Consider the following 17844-nt stretch of genomic DNA (forward strand, 5'->3'; position numbering starts at 1 on the left):
GAACCAACCATGGAATCGATCTTTATCCTTCTTTCCGTTTTTTTTGCACATTCGTGTCAATCGCTCCCTTCATCTTTTCCCTGTGCTGAAATAAAAAAAGAGGCTAATCCCTTAGGTCTTTACAGACCTTTGGGACAGCCCCTTGCTTGCTAATATTCAGCTGTCAAACTGTCTTTTCTTTATTTAATCCAAGGTGCGTTATCCAATAGTCTCGCCAAAAGCAATGCCATCTCACCACGGTTTGCTTGTCGGGTTTTCATAAATTCAAAGACATCATCTACCTTTAAAATCCCATGACTAAGGATCAGAGTTGCTGCCTCTTCAGCCCAACCATCTACCCATTCCACTGAACCAGACACCGTTTGAATCTCAGAATGAATTACTCGAATTGAATTGGCAAACATTTGCAAGGCCTCCTGATGGGTGACGCCTTGTTCCGGTCTAAAAGTTCCATCTTCATAGCCGGCGATGAGCTTTGCTTCTGCAGCCGTGTTTACCACATCACTGAACCAGTCAGAAGATTTTACATCTCTAAATGCTGAAGCGGTATTCAACTTCGAGGGTATCCCCAAACCTCGGACTAACATAGCCGCCAACTCCGCCCGTGTTACACCCTGCCCGGCTCGAAAAGTTTGATCCTCAAAACCATTCAATATTCTTTTTGCGGTTAGAGTCTGAACAGCAGAGTATGCAAAATGCGAGTCATCCAGGTCGTCATACGAAATTGCACCAGTTTTAAACACAGCGTATACAGAGTTCCCGTTTCTCCAAAGCGTTGCATATGCAGGTTGGGTTCCTGCGGCCGGTGTAATCGTAAGAGGAATCGGCGTAATCGTATCAGTGACGGGATCCCACACAGCCCCATAAAGAGTTTCCCCTGCTGATAGCTTAAAATCGTAAGGAAGAGGAACGGTATGGCCTACATATTCCTTGAAGGCGTAAATCGGCATTTTCTTGTCATCTTGATCTACTAAAAACAATTCGAAGGAAACAGGTCTGCCAATAAGAGTACCCCGATTTTCTTCCGATCCGCTTATTGTTTTTTCTTCTTGACTGGACAAATAATCGATTTGAACAAGCACTGAATTGCCCTTCGATATGTTTCCGCCGATTACATCCTGCAATACGTTAGCTGGAAAGTTAATCTCACCCGCCGCGGTTTCAATAGATAAAGAGGCGTCACTTCGAGCTTTAAGCATCTTCTCCAGGGCATCCGCTTTTAAAGTAAAACGGTAGCCGTCCGCAGGTTTATCCAGTGTTATCGTTACTTTTCCTGTGCTGCTTTCTTTGAATATGGATTCATAATATTGCTCGAATTTTTCCGTATCAAAGTTGGAATCCATCACAGATATTCCGTTTTTCACTACTATTTTCCATTCCGCTTTTGCTTCCTTGGTGTTGGTAGGAATCATTCCTCCTCCAGGAATAATACCGCCACTTCCACCGCCTCCAGGGATGACCACACCACCCCCGCCATTGCCTCCGCCTGGAGCTGCGCTTTCCCGCGCATAGGTCTTCAAGACGGACAAGCTTTCTACTTTTCCCGGACTCGTTACGGAGAGAATTACAACTCCCCCATGGGTAGAAAGTGTCAAGCCCATTGTGAGCGAGTTCTGTCCGTCAACTACTTTTGCTTGTGTAAGGATTTCACCCTCCGTATCGTAGATCTTTACAAGATCACCGGAGGTTAGTTGGGAAACTGTTACACTATCCGAAGGCCCAACCACATTCAGAACCGTAATTTGCTGCTGCGAAGGAGCAATTGTCATGCGATCCGAGATCGGAACAATTACAGGAACGGGCGCGAGTTCTTCTCGCTCATTAACCATCACGATCCCAAAGGCGATCGCCTGGTCCGGAATTCGACTGCCTTTCGGAATGGAAATAGAATAGCTTTGTTGCCCTACGGGCAGAGTTGCTAGCGGTGAGCCGATATATTTATCGCCCGATATGAAGTAGACTCGATATTGGGAGCCTTCCTTTTCATTGGATGCTCTGGACCAACTTACAGTTCCTCCTACGGCATTCGGATCAGAATCTAAGTCAACGAACTGCGACTCTGTTGGCCTATAAGCTGGGAAGTCCCACAGTGCAATCAACCTGGGTTCGGACTGGATACTTGATGAATTGTTGGAGTTGTATATATTGGACACGATTCCTAGATAATGAGCTCCTTCAGGTATATTGGCGGAAAAATTTTTACGATAATAACCATTCGAGATCTCATTCTTGAAAATTGTAGTCATATAGCTCAGTACTTTTTCTCCCGACCGGTTATAAAAGCCAACTGAATAATTGCTTATAAACGTTTCGTCCTCAGCAGGATCAAAATAAATATTCCCGCTTATATAGCCTTCAACGAAGTCCGTATCAAGAAATAAGCCTTCGCCGGGATGTGCACCCTCTTTCAACAAATACCTAAGCGATGCTATTGATTCATATTTCAAAAGACGAGATGGGGAGGAATAAGATGAATTATAGTAATTTTCCCCTTGGTACAAGAACAGATTACCCGAATCATTCATATGCGCACGTTGAACGTTAAAAGGGAATGCAAGAATGGAAACTGCCGTATCGGAGTCATATATTCCATTGTTCGTAATGACATAATTGTCTTTGGCAAATAACACCGTTCCAGGATAAGTAGCAAATATTTGATTGGGTTGGAGCAGGTTGCGCTTCGAATTCCCAATATACAGGTATTGATCCTTTTTAGTTAATGAAAATACTGAATTTATACCGTCAGTATGACTGATATAGTTATTTGTAGTTGCATTTATTTTGTAAAAGGTGTTCGAAGCGCCCGCCATCAAGACATTAGTGTTCTCATCATAAAGTAATTTTGCATGTCTCACCATCTGAGGGAATGACGAGTTAGGAACTTGCAGCTTAATCGTTTCTGCCCTATTGTAAACAGCAGTGGATACAGTCAATTCCTGGAATCCACTCTGATTTACATAGAAAATCTTTTCGTCTGCCGGTTCAATCTCAAGGGGCAGGCCATATAGATTCCAACTACTAACCGCATCCCCGTAAACGGTATCAATGACAGATACATACGTTGATCCAAGACCTGCTACATATACTTTTCCGTTATAATAATCGATGTCTATTGGGCGAGATGTAACTGGGAAATTTTTTTCAACCCCAAGCGTTCCCTGATTTATCTTTAGAAGTTGATTGTCCATTGAAATAGCATAAAGGTATTGTCCTACCTCCACCCAATCAACAATCGGAGTAGTCAGTTTTAACTGGGTTCCCTCCAAGCTCCAACCAGGTTGTTCAACAGGGACACTCCACTTCCATTTTTCAATTGATTTGGTTGCTGAGTTGAACAGATAAAGATTGTTTGCTGAATCGAGTGACGCTACGTCGGATTCATATGGGAATTCCCGAACAACCCGGTACGTTTCCTTGTCGTAAATTCTTTTGTCACTAACAACGTATGATCCGCGAACATCGAGAATGTTATCGGTATGGTACTGTGAATAAGGCTTGTAGAGTCCCTTGATTGTCCTCAAATCGGATCCATTAAATCTTTGCCCTCCGAAATACACGTCATTGCCTTGAACCAACACTGGTTTGCCGTAATTATATCCACCGAAATCCCCGAACACTTCAACTGACATGTTATTTAAATTTACGGATAGGATATTATAGCTTCCAGCAATATACAGCCTCTTTTCCTGCGTATTTACCGCAAGATCAAAAAATGTAGTTACACTAGTATCCCGATTAGGGCCGGACACATCCGACCTGCTGCTAATATCATAAATACGGAGACCCTCAGAAGCATAATAATAGATCCTGCCGTCGTGAACGACCATCCGATTTGGATTAGCAGAAGTTATATGTGTATCTATAATTTCCATTGATTCGGGGTCAACTACTTTAACCAAGGTGGCTCCATTTAACGCAATATAAAGCTTTCCTTCATACAAATCCAGATCGGAAGGCATCGATCCGAGGGCTAATGTTTTCAGCACAGTAAGATCACTTATTCGTACAAAATACAATGTATTCGCTTCTCGAGAGATCCCATATATAACTCCCCGATTCTCATCCATAAGCCATTCCGTAATATTGGCCCCAATTCCTTTCATGGAAATTCGTTCCATAGGTAGTGGCGATGCTGCAATGGCTTGAGACCCAGCATTCTCCTCTTCTGCCTGCACCAATGAAGGGACTAAACTTTGAAACAATAACGCAAGTACAGCAATCAATAGTACAAGTGAGCGAGGCAATAAAGTGGAATTCATGAACAGTCTCCTTCAAATATTTATAATATTTTCCATCTTCAGATTTAGTTCTCTGAGATTCACTTCTTTTCCTGCTTTTTATTATAAAATCAATATTAATAAAGAAATCGCAGTAATCCATGGAATGAACAATGCTTCGATAATTCTACCTCCGTAGAAAAACTGGAAAAGCCATGATACGTCAGATACAGACAGCTCAACTTATCATACAAGTTTTGCTGTCGGTTCTATTGGATTATTTTGCTCGGAGCCTGGCGCTAGATTGACAGCGGCGTGATATAAAGACGGCTTGACCCTTGCAGAGTGGTAAATCTGCTGGATCAAGCCCTCTTCTCGTTATATGGAAATTCAGCCGATTATCTCGTACTCCATGCCCGGCTCCAGTTGGAAAACAAAGGTTCCTGGCCTGTCCCTAAGTTTTGAACTCACTACAGTATCGCTGTTTCGATCGCAGACATCGATCCTTCCGGCAGCAGGCAAACTCCGCATTCTAAGTCGGTTATACCTAACAGTAAATAAGAGCGATGGACGGATATTTCCGTATCGCTCTTACTTTTAAAAGCTCCATTATACTACCAAAAATTGATTGATCGATCTCATTAATTGTTTTCCATTTATAGTTACTTGATGTGATCCATATGCTGTAACCTTTCCAGGTCCAAAAATCTTTAAATTCCCTTGTCTTGCTTCTATTGTACAGCCTTGGCTTCTAGCTTTTTCAAAATCTAAATCTTCTGTAAGTATAGTTCCTGTTGCCAGCATATCAAAACCTCCAAAGTATTTTTATGGACATTGTACATTAACCATTTTATCCAATTCACTGCTACAATAATTCCACCATCCCAATTATAATTCTTTCTCACACTTAGCCTTTCACCACCTAGTTAATCGCCATGCGTGGCACACCAAGAAGAAGGCTGCCGCAATCGCGGCAGCCTTGTGCTATCCAACATCATCCCGTTCCTGCAAAATCCATGTTTCTAATCGCGTTTAACTCTCGAATTTTCACCGGTTTCGTTCATCTCATGATTCTGATTGTGATTTCCCGACTCTTTTGGCGGCTCTCCACATCCATCCTTCGGTCCTTTGCAGGCATTGATGGTTACCGTATAAACGGTTTTATCTGTGCCTCTCGGCGCCCGAACTTCTAACGAGACGTAGGTTTGGCCCTTCTTCACGTTCAAAATTACAGGTTGGCCGGTGCCAAGTGCCTTTCCATTAACGATAATCGTAGCACCAGCATCCTCCGTTACCGCGAAGATCTGAATCTCCTTGACAGAGGGCCATACGTTGACCCGATAATCATGGGCAGACGCTTGAAAAGCAGGATCCCAGACACCCGTATCAGAAAAAAGCGAAGCGAGAGTAGACTTTCCGGGGTTTTCCACGTTTAACGTAAATACCTGCAAGGCTTGTTGGCCGTCTTGGGACATTACTGTAATGCCGAAGCTATAGCTGCCAGGCAAGGTTGGCAAACCGGAGAGCGTTCCGGTGACAGGGTCTAACGTGAGACCTTTTGGGAGTCCCCCGTCAGTTAAGGTGAACGTGTATGGCGCCTTCCCTCCATATACGGCCAAGCTTACGCTGTAGGGTTCACCTCCCAGTGCGGGAGTCATGGCTGGGGATGCAGCCCAATACAACAATGGATGAACGACGGCGGACAATGGCTGTGTGCTTTGGTTTCCAGCGTAATCGACTGCTATCACAGAATATGTGCCTGGAGCTGAGGCTTCCGCTTGCAGCAGCAGCGAGGCCTTGCCATTAGCTGCTGATCTGCTCAGCGTGCCAAAAGCAGTGACAGCTGCGCCGTCACGGTAAATTTGGAAGCTTTTCATATCCGCATTAACCGGCCACTCCAGCTGCAGGCTACCGTTCTCCCTCCAGATGCTGCTCAATACGGCATCCTGCCCAAAGGAAGGCGCAATGTTGTCGTACATGTATAAATCCGTGCTGTTCTTCGTCGTATAGATCCGACCGAAAGCGTCTTGTGCGAAATAGTTCCCATTCGTGAGAGTAGTGTACTCCCAGGTTTGGGGATCGAAACGGAAAATTCGGGTGGCCGCTTCCCCATACAGCATGCCGTCGTGGAAGTTAAGGTACCCTCCAGCGAGCACGATATCCTTCCATACGTACGGGTATAACACTTTTGTGCGAACCACTTGCCGTTTGGCCGGGTCGAACTGGAACAAAGTCCCATTGGTAAGACCCCACAACATGCCTGACTTGTCAAAAGTCAATGCGGTGATTGCCCTCTCCCCAGGCACGGGGTTCACTTCAAACACTTTCTGTTTGGTCTTAGGATCGAAAATAAATAATGTGCCATCCTGCTCCACCGGGTCGGCCGCGATTCCTCCCCAAACGGTCGTACCGCCATAAATTAAGCCGTCCTTGTAGGCCAGTGCCATCGGGCTCTCGTTTTCGACGATTGGATAAAACACCTCCGATGCTTTCGACAATGTATCATAAAGCACAAGGGAGCCGCCTAATTTGCCTGCAATCGGCACGGTTCCGATAGTCAGCTTGTCACCCGCATCCGCGAACGCGAAAGGCCGATCCTGAAGGTATGTTTCCAAATTCAAGTTTAGGCGAGCAGGGTTTGTTCCTTGCGATCCCGTCCATGGAAGAGCCGGGTCGTACTCGAATACCGCAGCTCCGGGATAAACACCCATATAAAGCTTATTGTTGTAAATGCCCATACCTTCGACTTGCGACATGCCGGTAAGCGATTCCATCTTGAAGGTGTCCAGATTAAAGCGCGTCATAGAGGACGGAGATAAATAGCCTCCGACATAAATATTTCCGTCAGGACCGGTTGAAACCGAACGAAGCGTGTTGGCGGACCCGAGAGGATCGCCGTCGTACACCTTCCCCTTGCCCGTAGCCGGGTTGTACGCCAGAATCACGCCTCTGGAAGTAATAGTTATGAGCGTCGCACCCGGCATATCCGGCTGATTCAGATGGAACCATCCGAATCCCCTGCTGGCTGAATTGCCTATAGCGAAGGAAGTCGGGGTGATGGTCCGATTGGCAACATTATAAGCCATCAGAACACTGTTCTGTACAAAATAGACGTTCCCGTCCGGTCCGATTGGAGAAACGTCCAGTCCCGGCGTTTTGGGGAGTTCTCCGATCCAGGTTCCGCTTCCGGTATCGTAGATGAGAGTTACGTTATTTTGTTCGCTAGTAGGGTCCGCTGCTGTCATGCGGGCAAAAAGCAGACCAGATGTGAATGTTAAATCGTACACTTCTTTACTCGATGAATAAGTTTCCGGTAGCGGAATTGGTTTCTTCTCACCGGATACAGCGTTGATTTCGAACAGCTGTGCTTTTACTACTCCCGTGCCCGCATATACCTTTCCATTGCCATACGCGATGCTTCGGACATATTTCTCATCTGGAGCTAGCTGTCCATAATCTGTATACGTCCCCGTCGCCGGGTTATACTTGAACACCTTCCCATTCGGATAAGTTCCACCGTAGATGTTACCTTGTTCGTCAGCCGTGACCCGATATAAATGAGTTTCGGTAGGTATCGGTTTGCCTACATTCTCGAGCCGATTCGTGCTTGGCCGGTATCGGTACAAATACCCGTTCCGCTGGGTAGCTATATACACATCGCCGTTCGGAGCAACAATTGTGCCCCAGGAATAGCCGGCTTGATCGAGCGGAAACGATGCTACTCGTTCCCCTGTGTCGGCTCTCACGACCGAAAAAACAGCAGGAGCCCCGTTAGCTGTCGTATAAATATACGGTTCGCCGTTCGGTCCCAAGCCGTACCCCGCATGGGGAATCGTTATCGAGTTGATCGCCGTCCCAATCCGCACCACGTGCTGATCCGCAGGCTCGGGTTCATTGTCCGTTTCAACCTTAAGCTGAACATCATCAAAGTACGCGTCTGTAATCGTGGTAGTGCCCGAATAAAGCAGCACAGTCACATATTTAGTTCCTGAAGGCGCTTTTAAGGATGCTGTTAATGGTTTCCAGTTATTCAGTCCAGACTCAGAGACCGATTTATAACCGATTCTAACTTTGTTCTCATCGTGAAATTGCAAATAAATGCTTGAGGATCCCTTCAATACATAAGTGAATACCGACGCTTCATACATCAAGTTCGGTTCGGCGGGAAGAAATACGCTTTGCATTCCGTAATTACGGCTGTCATTATCATGAATAACCAGAGAATATGTGCCGGTATTGCTCTGCTCGTCCGTAACCGCGAACTTGCCGGTTCCAAAAGTTTGAGTCCACCCTGGGTACGGTGCTCCTGTGGATAACTCAAAACCAGGATTCACCAATTCAATTTGCGTCATTGCAGCTCCTGCCTTATTGGGTAACTGTAGCATACCAACAATACCCAGTACCATACTTACAAGTATTAGCCAGGTCCACTTCCTTTTCATATATCCCACCACTTTCATGAATTTAATCGGGTTAAGTTACTTGAATAATGGAACCCGAGAACCTGCCCGGCCTAATGCTTCCACTTCACGGGAATTAATTGACATGGTACCGCTTTCATCTTTCAACTACAAAGTAGAGGAATAACTGGCAACCGGCCTAAAAGGAAGAATTTATGGAGATCATCTCCTTATTAATTGATTCACATCTGACTCACTCTAATTTTATTCCGCTCAGACAAATTATGTCAATGATTTTCATGCAATCTTGTTCTCAATGGAGCAGGAAGCCGCTATGGGATCTGGCCTTCCTTACAATTCACAGCTAACGAAGGCATACAGCCATTATGCAGATTCCCTGTCGCATTCTTCGCAATCCATCAAGAAAGAGCCCTGATCCAGTGCAGTACATGCAATGATCAGGGCGTATACTTCATACAGCGCTTATTCGTTGAGATTTCTGACCTTCGCAGTCAATCTATATTCCGTAGGCGTAACACCTGTATGCTTCTTAAAAACGGTGTAAAAGTATTTCTTATTCTCCCAACCAATCCTATCAATAATTTCATCAATATTGTATCGACTGTCAAGCAGCAGCCTTTTCGCCTCAGACAATCGTTTGTTCGTAATATACTCCGCCACGGATGATGAGGTGTGCTCGCGAAATAATCGGCCTAGATAAGACGGCGAGAGCTTGAAGAAGTCAGCTATCATGTTAAGCGAGAGCATGCTTTCCTTGTAGTGCGATTCAATATATTGCGTCGTATTCGTTACGATAAACTCGGTTTTATCATCTCTGAAATGAATGATGTGATCAACGATCCGTTTGAACAACTCCATGTATTCGTGCTCGACTTCCTCCAACGTTTCCAACGATTTGATTTGGTTATCGAATACTACGAAGTCCAGCTCGAATGACATCGCACTGTTCTTCTCAAGCAGGTTCAATGTATTGAAGACAGAGGATGAGATGTACGAGAGTGTGAACATCATATTATTGTAAGAATATTCGCTCAACAAATCGATCATTTGTCCAAAGCTTAAGCGGATCTCCTCCAGTTTGGCACTCTTGACTGCATTCAACAGCTCGCTTATCATCAAGTCGTCAATCGCATAGTTATTGTACATCCTCCTCTCCATCTCCTCCTGCTTGATGATGCACCCGTGGCCGAACACCATGCGATATTTCAATAAATCCAGGATACCCGGATATAGCAAATACACATTATTGATGTTAGCGGTTGGAGCACTCAGGGCTGCCGAAACTGATATAGAAGAGTAATGTAGGAACGCGTCCTGAATATGTCGGATTGCTTCTTCTATGCTCGCATCGCCTTCCCAGGTGTTAACCAAAACAACTATATGATCGTCTTCCATATCGACACCATTGCTCTTTGCAATTGGTTTCAGAATTTCCTCAGACATATTAATTAATCCGTATTTCAAGAGCACCCGATCAGAGTCGGTGTACTTCCTGCAAATCCCGTCATAATGGTCGATCCGGAACACCAGGACAGTCAGTGGGCTATGCATGTCAATTTTTACGTTCATATTCAAGGAGTGCTTATCGTATTCTTTGTGCATGGTTGTGGGATTCATTATCATTTTTTTGAAATAATCCTGTGTCAGCTTGAACAAGTTTTCGTCTTTAAACGATTTCAATGTCAACAGCTGTTCGTGCGCAGAATCGAATGAATGGGCAATGAAATCAAGCTCGTTGCCGCCAGTCAGAGCAGGATTGGGCTTTCCGATCCTCGCTCCAATACTCTTCCTTAGCACATTAATGGGCGAATACAAATTTTTAGATAACAGGAAAGCTGCTAATATGCAGATTACGAAAACAATTGAACCGATAGTCACTGCTATTGACTTCACTCTTTTCAAGGTTCCTGCAAGATATTCATAAGGAGTAATACTGATCAGTGTCCAGGGGGGAGACTGATAGGATGAGAAAGTAACGACAGAATCGACACCTTCATTCGATGCCAAGAAATACCCGGACCCTTTGTCGGAAGTCAAAATATCCTGAACAATAGGCTCTGTGGACAGATCCTGCAAAAACAAGCTTTTATCAGAATGCCCGATTGCCTTGCCCTTCGAATCGATGATGAGAATATTATTGCCACTAAGAGAACCCGTTTCTTTATAGGACTGGAGTGATTTGAAAATCCACTCGGCCTTCACATTGATAATGAGTGCCCCCTTCAGCTTCATTCTCGTATCGGCGTAATCAGGCAACACATAGGTGTATACCTGGACATCTCTCTCGGGGAACCATTCTGAATAAGCAATTGTTCTGGGGATTGGAACTAGTGTCTCTAGTTGAGGATCGGAGAGCATCTTGACGATTCCTTGATCGAATAAATCATCATGTCGGATCGTCGGGTTCGGTCCAAGCGTATAGAAAGTATTCGTTGTCCCATTGTAAACATACGCGGATAGCAGAAATGGCGTTATGCTTAGCGAAACGTCGAGATTTCGTATGCTGTTCAGAATCTCAACTGGTGTCGGGGGAGTGCTGCTTCCTGCACCCATCAGTTTCCGAGCATCTGGATGGCTGAACATTGAAAGCGTATACGTTTTCACATACGAATTCACCTGCAATGCATTCTCGAACACCTGATTCATCAATTTCTCATTCGACTTGTTGAGCAAGTCAAAAGCATAATTTTTATAATTGTAATACAAGAAAAAGGTCAGTAAAAGAATGATAATGGTTGTCAAAAATATAATTCGGGCGAAAATGGTTTGGAAATAGTTCATTTTTCTTTGTTCCAAAGAAAATCATCCTCTATGCTTGAATTCCGATCTTTTGTAACTCTATATTCGGGTATCGGATGGATACTGTCAACATGCTTAGTGTTTCAATGGCTCAATTGCACTTTTTCCTATAATTTGAACCTTCAATTGAATAAATAATCCGATATTGCAACTGGCAGTCTGGTTTTCAATTCGATACCTTTAGGATAAGAGCATTTGGTTTCCTATCTTCCGAATGCCCTATTCCAAATTTGTATTAAGGGGGAACGCCATGATTAAAAGGGTTTGCCAAATTGCCTTGTTCAGTCTTGTCGCAGCAATGTTCTCAGGAAGCAATATCATCCATGCCGAGCTTGGAAGTGAGGATCGTGTATTTATCGAAAATCACTCTTCTTTAGAGCAGGAAATCGTAAGCTCCTATGGACAATTCGGTTATGGAAGCCTTGCGGAAGGAGATTCATCCATATTGGCATGGAACGAGGGACCCGTACTAGACTCCTATCTCAAGCTGTACCAGAGTACGAATGATACGGATTATCTGACTTCCTTGGTTGAGCATGCTGACCACAGCTTGGCACTTATGACGGATTACGCTCAAGATGGCTTTCTCGGTTGGCACACAGGAGCGAATAGCAGCAGCTCATTGACCAAGAATGGAAGCTTTTCAATCCCACCGTACAACTTTAATACAGGGCAGGGGCAGAACATCCCCATCCTTCCTGATGGATGGTCGATTGCTTCAAGCAGCGACAAGTCGAAAATAACGATAGGCGACGAGGTTGATGTCGTATTGGAATCTGCAACAGGGTATACGCAAAAGGTTATTTATTATTTGACTGATTACTTCCCCGATACCGATTATACCCTCTCGTTGCGCATGAAAACAGATAGCTCTGGTGCTGGTGCACGAATGTTCTTCTCCGATTGGGGAGCAACACCTGCTGGAGTAACGAGGGATGTCTACGGGAATCTCATGGATGCCAAGAAGCAGGACACCAATTGGGTTCAGGTGCAATATCAATTCAAAACACCGTCTTATGTGAATAAGCTTGGTATCGTGTTGTCACATATACAGCCTGCGATAAGTGGTGGTATGGCTTATTTCGATGACATCCAATTAACAGCTTTCGTGAAACCCGAAGACCAGGATGTGAATTCATGGGCCCTGCTTTCTACAGCTGATGCTCAACATGTGCATTTAGACAGCACACAAGGATATTCTGGAAACGGATTGGTCATTCAGTCCGACGAAGTGAATGTACAAGGGGTTAGAGCATTCATCCATTCCTATGTACCCGAACAATGGTATCAGCTTACTTTCTATGCGAAGGATGAACCCACTTCAGGACAACCCCCTCATCTCGCAGGAGGACGAGTCTATATCTACGACATGACAGCGGACGAGATATTGGATGATGTAGACTTGCAGCCTCTAGACATAACAATTCAGAATCAGTCTGATTGGAAGCGCTACTCGCTCGACTTCAAAACACCTGTTGCCGGGCATGAGTTGATCGCCTATATTCTCAACAATGATCCTGATGAAACTGGAACCTTGTATGTCGATGAGGTGCAGATTTCCCGATCCTTCGAATATTTGGTGCATGATGCTAACATGTTCGCTCCGATCGCCATGTTCGTGGAGGAAGTGAACTCTAACAGCACACTCGCTAACACGATTTACTCCGGCACCGATACTTTCGGAGATAAGGCAGACGAGTACTTGCCGTATTTGATCGATCTGGTTGATAAGTGGGAGAAGGACTGGGAGGATGTATCGACAACCGAAGGCGTATATGTTCAACCTGATGAGGAAGCTACTTATCCTGGCAATACACTCCCGCATAACCAATATCTGAAGATGGTCTCTGTATTGCTCCCCTTATATTCGATTACGAATGACACCGTTTACTTGGATAAAGCAGTCAAGATGCTGACCTTCTTCAAAAATCAATTGCAATTGATTAACAACAAATATTATACATGGCATTACTATGATCCAGCATTTACCAACGAAATCCCACAAATTATCAAGCCAGAAGATGTCTCTCATGCCAATTTGGACATAGAGGCGGCATTGGCTGGCTATAAGCGTGGGCTTGTATTCACAGAGCAAGATATGCAGCGGTTCGTCGCAACATACAGTACTTTAGTATGGAATGGAGATTTGCAGAATCCAGTCATATACCGATTCATGGGAATTAATCCGAGCCCCCCTGCCTACTACTATTTAAACGATACTTATGAAGCAAGGGTATTGCGTGATTGGGTGAATTTGGCTCCGTGGAACTATGATATTTATGAATCTATGAAGGAAATGTTCCTTGCGCCGATGGCAGGAAGTAACGCCTCGAGGATGATCACTTCTGCCTATCTAAATGATTATTACACTACAGGTGTCGAGATCGGTGTTACGATAACAGGCAGCGGATACAAACTAACCGCAGCACTCTCCCCATCTGGAGCACCTGCTTATAACCTGGAGTGGACTTCAAGCAATCCTGGTATCGTTACAGTCGATCAAACCGGTGTGCTGACAGCTGTTAGCTCTGGAACAGCGGTCATTACAGTTCAGACCTGGTATGGCCGCTTCACGGACAGCATTATGGTTACAGTGAACCAATAGGAGGAGCAAATGAGATTTTGTGTAATCAAACAATCAATAACACCGGATAAGCCGATATTCATGCATGGCTTCGGAGCAAGAACACATAAGAGCGAAGGAGTGCACGATCCGATCTTTGTAAGTATGACGATGCTGTCTGCCAACAAAACGGTGCTTATTCTGACGATTGATGCACTCGGTTCAGATCGCAGCTTCGTTGTCGGTATTAAAGACGAATTGTTCAACAAGTTCGGGCTAGCCCATGATGAAGTACTTATTAATTTCTCCCATACGCATCATTCCTTCTATCTGACCGGCACGGATGTCAGCTTACGAAAAGGAGGCTATAGTATGGGTCAAGAAGGCTGGAGCGACGACGAGAGTATGTTGAACTATGAGGTGGACGAGAACTTCTACTTCTACGTAAGAGACACTATCGTTCGAATGACTGCATACTGCCGTGACCATCTCCAACCGGGCACGCTGCTGGTCGGACGCGGTACTTCTGACTTTGCCGTCTCTCGCCGCAGACCGAAGGGCAGCGGCGTAGAATCAGCTCCGTATTGGGAAGCACCTATTGATAAAGACCTTTTCGTTTTTAAGCTGCTGAATGAGAAGAACACAATAGAAGCAATTGTATACAGCTACGGATGCCACACAACATCGATGGGGCCTGACAATTACTTGCTTTCAAATGATTTTGCCGGAGCCACCTCGCGAATACTGGAACAATCTTATCCTGGTGCAACAGCTATTTTCCTACAGGGCTGTGCTGCTGAACTCAAGCCGCGCAACAGTGCGAATGGCGAACGTTTCAAAAGCTGCAGCATGGCTGAGATGGAACAGGCTGGTCGAGACTTCGCCAACGATATAATCCAAGTGCTTGAACATACGGACTTTGCTCCGGTACAATGCCATTTTCGCACGTCACTTCTCGATCCTCTGATATATACAGAGCAGACCGATATAAAGCATTACGCTCAAATCGCCGATAATCCCGACACCGGAAGCTTTTACCGAAGTGCAGCCAAGCGCGCGGTTCGTTCAATACTTGACGGCACCATCAAGGATCGTCTGCCTCTGTACATTGCGGTTTGGCAATTGGCGGAAGATTTAAGACTCATTGCAATAGAAGGCGAAGTTTCCACGGAGTATGCTGTAAAAATCAAGAAGATGTTCTCCTCGACTCCAACGATTGTTCTGGGTTATACGAATGGAGTATTCAGTTATGTTCCCACCGCAAAAATGATACATGAAGGCGGATATGAAGCGGAGTGCAACTACTTTTTCGGTCTAAGAGGGCCCTTTATACCGGAGATCGAAGATATTATTATCGGACAAATCAGCAAAGCGATACTATTGTAAGACCATACAGATGAAATGGACATGATTTTTATACAGGGGGTTATTTGAAAAATGAGAAACCGAATCCATTCATTACGAAAATGGAAACGCAAAACGCTTTGGACAGCGGTCATTACTATGGGATTACTGGCAAGTGCCTGCTCCACGAATGATGAGGATCTTAAGAAAGTTGACTCTGCAGGAGTGAGCAAATCACCAGATGCTACTGCTACTGCTAACGCAACAACCAAGCCCGTTGAAAAACTGACACTTAAATGGTTTACTCCTATAGATCAAGCCGCTTCGCTGCTCGGTTCGGAGAATGACTTTGTGAAAAAAACGATTGAAAGCAAATTTAATGTGCAATTAAATATCGAACCTATGTCATTAGGTGGAGATCGGGATAAGAAGCTTAATGTATTAATCTCAGGCAACGACATGCCTGACTTGATGCTCACATCCGGAACTTTGGCTCAACAGTATGCCATACAAGGTGTATTAGCCGACCTGTCTCCTTTTGTTTCTACGAAAACGATGCCCAATTACTTCAAATGGATTGCAGAAAAAGAACTCGATCAATACAAGCTCGAAAAAAAGCTGGTCCGAATCCCCGTCCCATACGACAAGAGAGTGTTCCGATCCTTCTACGTGCGAAAAGACTGGCTAGATCAAGTCAAGCTGGGAGTGCCCAAAACGTATGAGGAAATGGTCAATGTGATGAAAGCGTTCACTTTCAATGATCCTGACAAAAACGGGAAGAATGACACCTATGGCTTCTCAGCATCAGGAAATGGCGTTAGTATTCCCTATGATTTTCCAATGTGGGTTCATAACGATCTTATCGGTGGAAACGGCATACAGGCAGATAAAACATTCCACGATCATACAAGCGACCCCAAAATGGAGAACGTCATCAATGATTTGGCCGAGACTATTAAGCTTGGAGTCATTGATCCGGATTGGTTCCTGAATAAGGGACAAACACATATCGATAGCGCTGCACGGGGCAAGGTTGGTATCGTATATGGAACAACGATAGACTTCGCATTCGATTCCAATCCGAACAGTCTGCAATCCAGGACGAAGGCCATTATCCCGAATGCACTGTGGGTGCCGTTTACTCCATTCGCCGACAAAGCATTATGGAGAGAAGCAATTGGAACCTCCTCGATTCTGATTTCCAAAGCAACTGCTGACAAACAACCTGAAAAAGTCGAACGCAGCCTGCAAATACTGGATTGGTTAGCAAGTGAGGAAGGGTTTATCTTGACTCATTACGGGCAATCGGGGGAGCATTTTACTCGGGAAGGTAACAAAATAACTCTTAAAACTGACGCCATCCAAAAAGGAATTGTTGATAAGGGAAATTTCTTGGATGTGTATGATTTCTTCACTCCTAATAATCCAACCGCGCTTGGACTTGAAGCTTTTGATACGAAATTGACCGACCGTGATCGTCAAATTATGTCTACAATCGCCTCTTATCCGAAGCCGCTGGAGAGCATTGCCGTTGTAGTCACACCTCCAACCGGATTCAGTCTGGCGGATTTCCGCAACAAACTATATGAATATCACATCAAGATGTTGTTCGACGAGAAGTCTGGTACCAATTGGCCCAAATACCGCGTTGAAATGATGACTAAATTTGGCGGTCAGAAAATGTTTGAGGGGTATGTGGAACAGATGCGTGCAGCTGGTCTTGATCTTAAAGACTTCAAGTAAGTAAAGCAGTCGGACAAGAGGCTACTCTTGCCTGACTGCTTTATTTTTCAAGTTAAAACTCCACGACGACCCTCTCGTAAATTACTCGAAAAGTTTGGTAAAGTTTACGGTCATATAGTTAAAAATCCTGCAGCTACCGAGACAATCCTTTCCTCTCGACCGGAATTTATAGTATGCTAAACCATAAAGGAGGAGAGGAATTTATGGTCAAACAACTGATTGTCGGCGACGCAACGCATGAACTGGCCACTACGCGCCGCATTTTGGAACGCTTGCCCGAGGAACATATGGCATGGAAACCGCACGAGAAATCGATGACGCTTGGCGGGCTGGCCACGCACCTTATCAACCTGCTGAACTGGCAAATCGCGATTTTTCATTACCCGGAGTTCGATCTTTCGACCGTGCCGCTTAGGCGGGACGCTTTGGAAAGGCGCGCAGACGTTCTCGAGGAGTTCGACGTGAACGTAGGCAAGTTAGAAAAGCTGATCGCCGAATGCGACGAGAAAACGCTCGGCGAGGAATGGACGTTGCGCCACGGCGACCATATCATCCTTCGCAAGCCGCGGGCGATTGCACTCCGCACCTTCGGATTAAGCCACATGGTCCACCACCGGGCACAGCTCGGGGTATACTTGCGGCTTCTCGATATTCCGGTGCCGGGTATGTACGGCCCCTCGGCCGACGAGGAAGCCCAATGAACTAAGTTTCCGATCCGATACGCGCCAAACAGTCGCAGGGCACCGGCATGACCGCT

8 protein-coding genes are annotated in these 17844 nt (G+C 45.1%); 4 read left to right on the forward strand and 4 right to left on the reverse strand.

Annotated elements, in window-relative coordinates; genetic code table 11:
- Positions 1-179 precede the first annotated feature (179 nt).
- The 4 genes from AC58QD_RS07360 to AC58QD_RS07375 form a co-directional block, all read right to left on the reverse strand.
- Positions 180-4259 carry an S-layer homology domain-containing protein gene (locus tag AC58QD_RS07360; protein ID WP_497331586.1) on the reverse strand — a complete coding sequence of 1360 codons (4080 nt, stop codon included), beginning with the start codon at positions 4257-4259 and terminating at the stop codon, positions 180-182.
- Between the two features lie 567 nt (positions 4260-4826).
- Positions 4827-5021 carry a hypothetical protein gene (locus AC58QD_RS07365; protein ID WP_497331588.1) on the reverse strand — a complete coding sequence of 65 codons (195 nt, stop codon included), beginning with the start codon at positions 5019-5021 and terminating at the stop codon, positions 4827-4829.
- Between the two features lie 218 nt (positions 5022-5239).
- The gene (locus AC58QD_RS07370) at positions 5240-8569 is read right to left on the reverse strand and encodes a putative Ig domain-containing protein (RefSeq protein WP_497331590.1); all 3330 of its coding nucleotides are present in this window, start codon (positions 8567-8569) and stop codon (positions 5240-5242) included.
- A 531-nt stretch (positions 8570-9100) separates the two neighbouring features.
- Positions 9101-11434, reverse strand: a complete 2334-nt coding sequence (locus tag AC58QD_RS07375) for an AraC family transcriptional regulator (protein WP_497331592.1) — start codon at positions 11432-11434, stop codon at positions 9101-9103.
- Positions 11435-11687: 253 nt separating this feature from the next.
- On the opposite strand from AC58QD_RS07375, the gene AC58QD_RS07380 reads away from it, so the two are divergent.
- From AC58QD_RS07380 to AC58QD_RS07395, 4 genes are all read left to right on the forward strand, one after another.
- Complete coding sequence (locus AC58QD_RS07380; RefSeq protein ID WP_497331594.1) at positions 11688-14042, forward strand: Ig-like domain-containing protein; 2355 nt, start codon at positions 11688-11690, stop codon at positions 14040-14042.
- Between the two features lie 9 nt (positions 14043-14051).
- Entirely contained in the window at positions 14052-15386 is a 1335-nt protein-coding gene (locus AC58QD_RS07385) for a neutral/alkaline non-lysosomal ceramidase N-terminal domain-containing protein (protein WP_497331596.1), read from the forward strand.
- A 51-nt stretch (positions 15387-15437) separates the two neighbouring features.
- Positions 15438-17087, forward strand: coding sequence for an extracellular solute-binding protein (locus tag AC58QD_RS07390; RefSeq protein WP_497331597.1), 1650 nt, complete (start codon positions 15438-15440; stop codon positions 17085-17087).
- A 203-nt stretch (positions 17088-17290) separates the two neighbouring features.
- Positions 17291-17788, forward strand: coding sequence for a DinB family protein (locus AC58QD_RS07395; protein ID WP_497331599.1), 498 nt, complete (start codon positions 17291-17293; stop codon positions 17786-17788).
- Positions 17789-17844: the final 56 nt, after the last annotated feature.

The organism is Paenibacillus sp. J2R1T-4 (genome assembly GCF_059692235.1).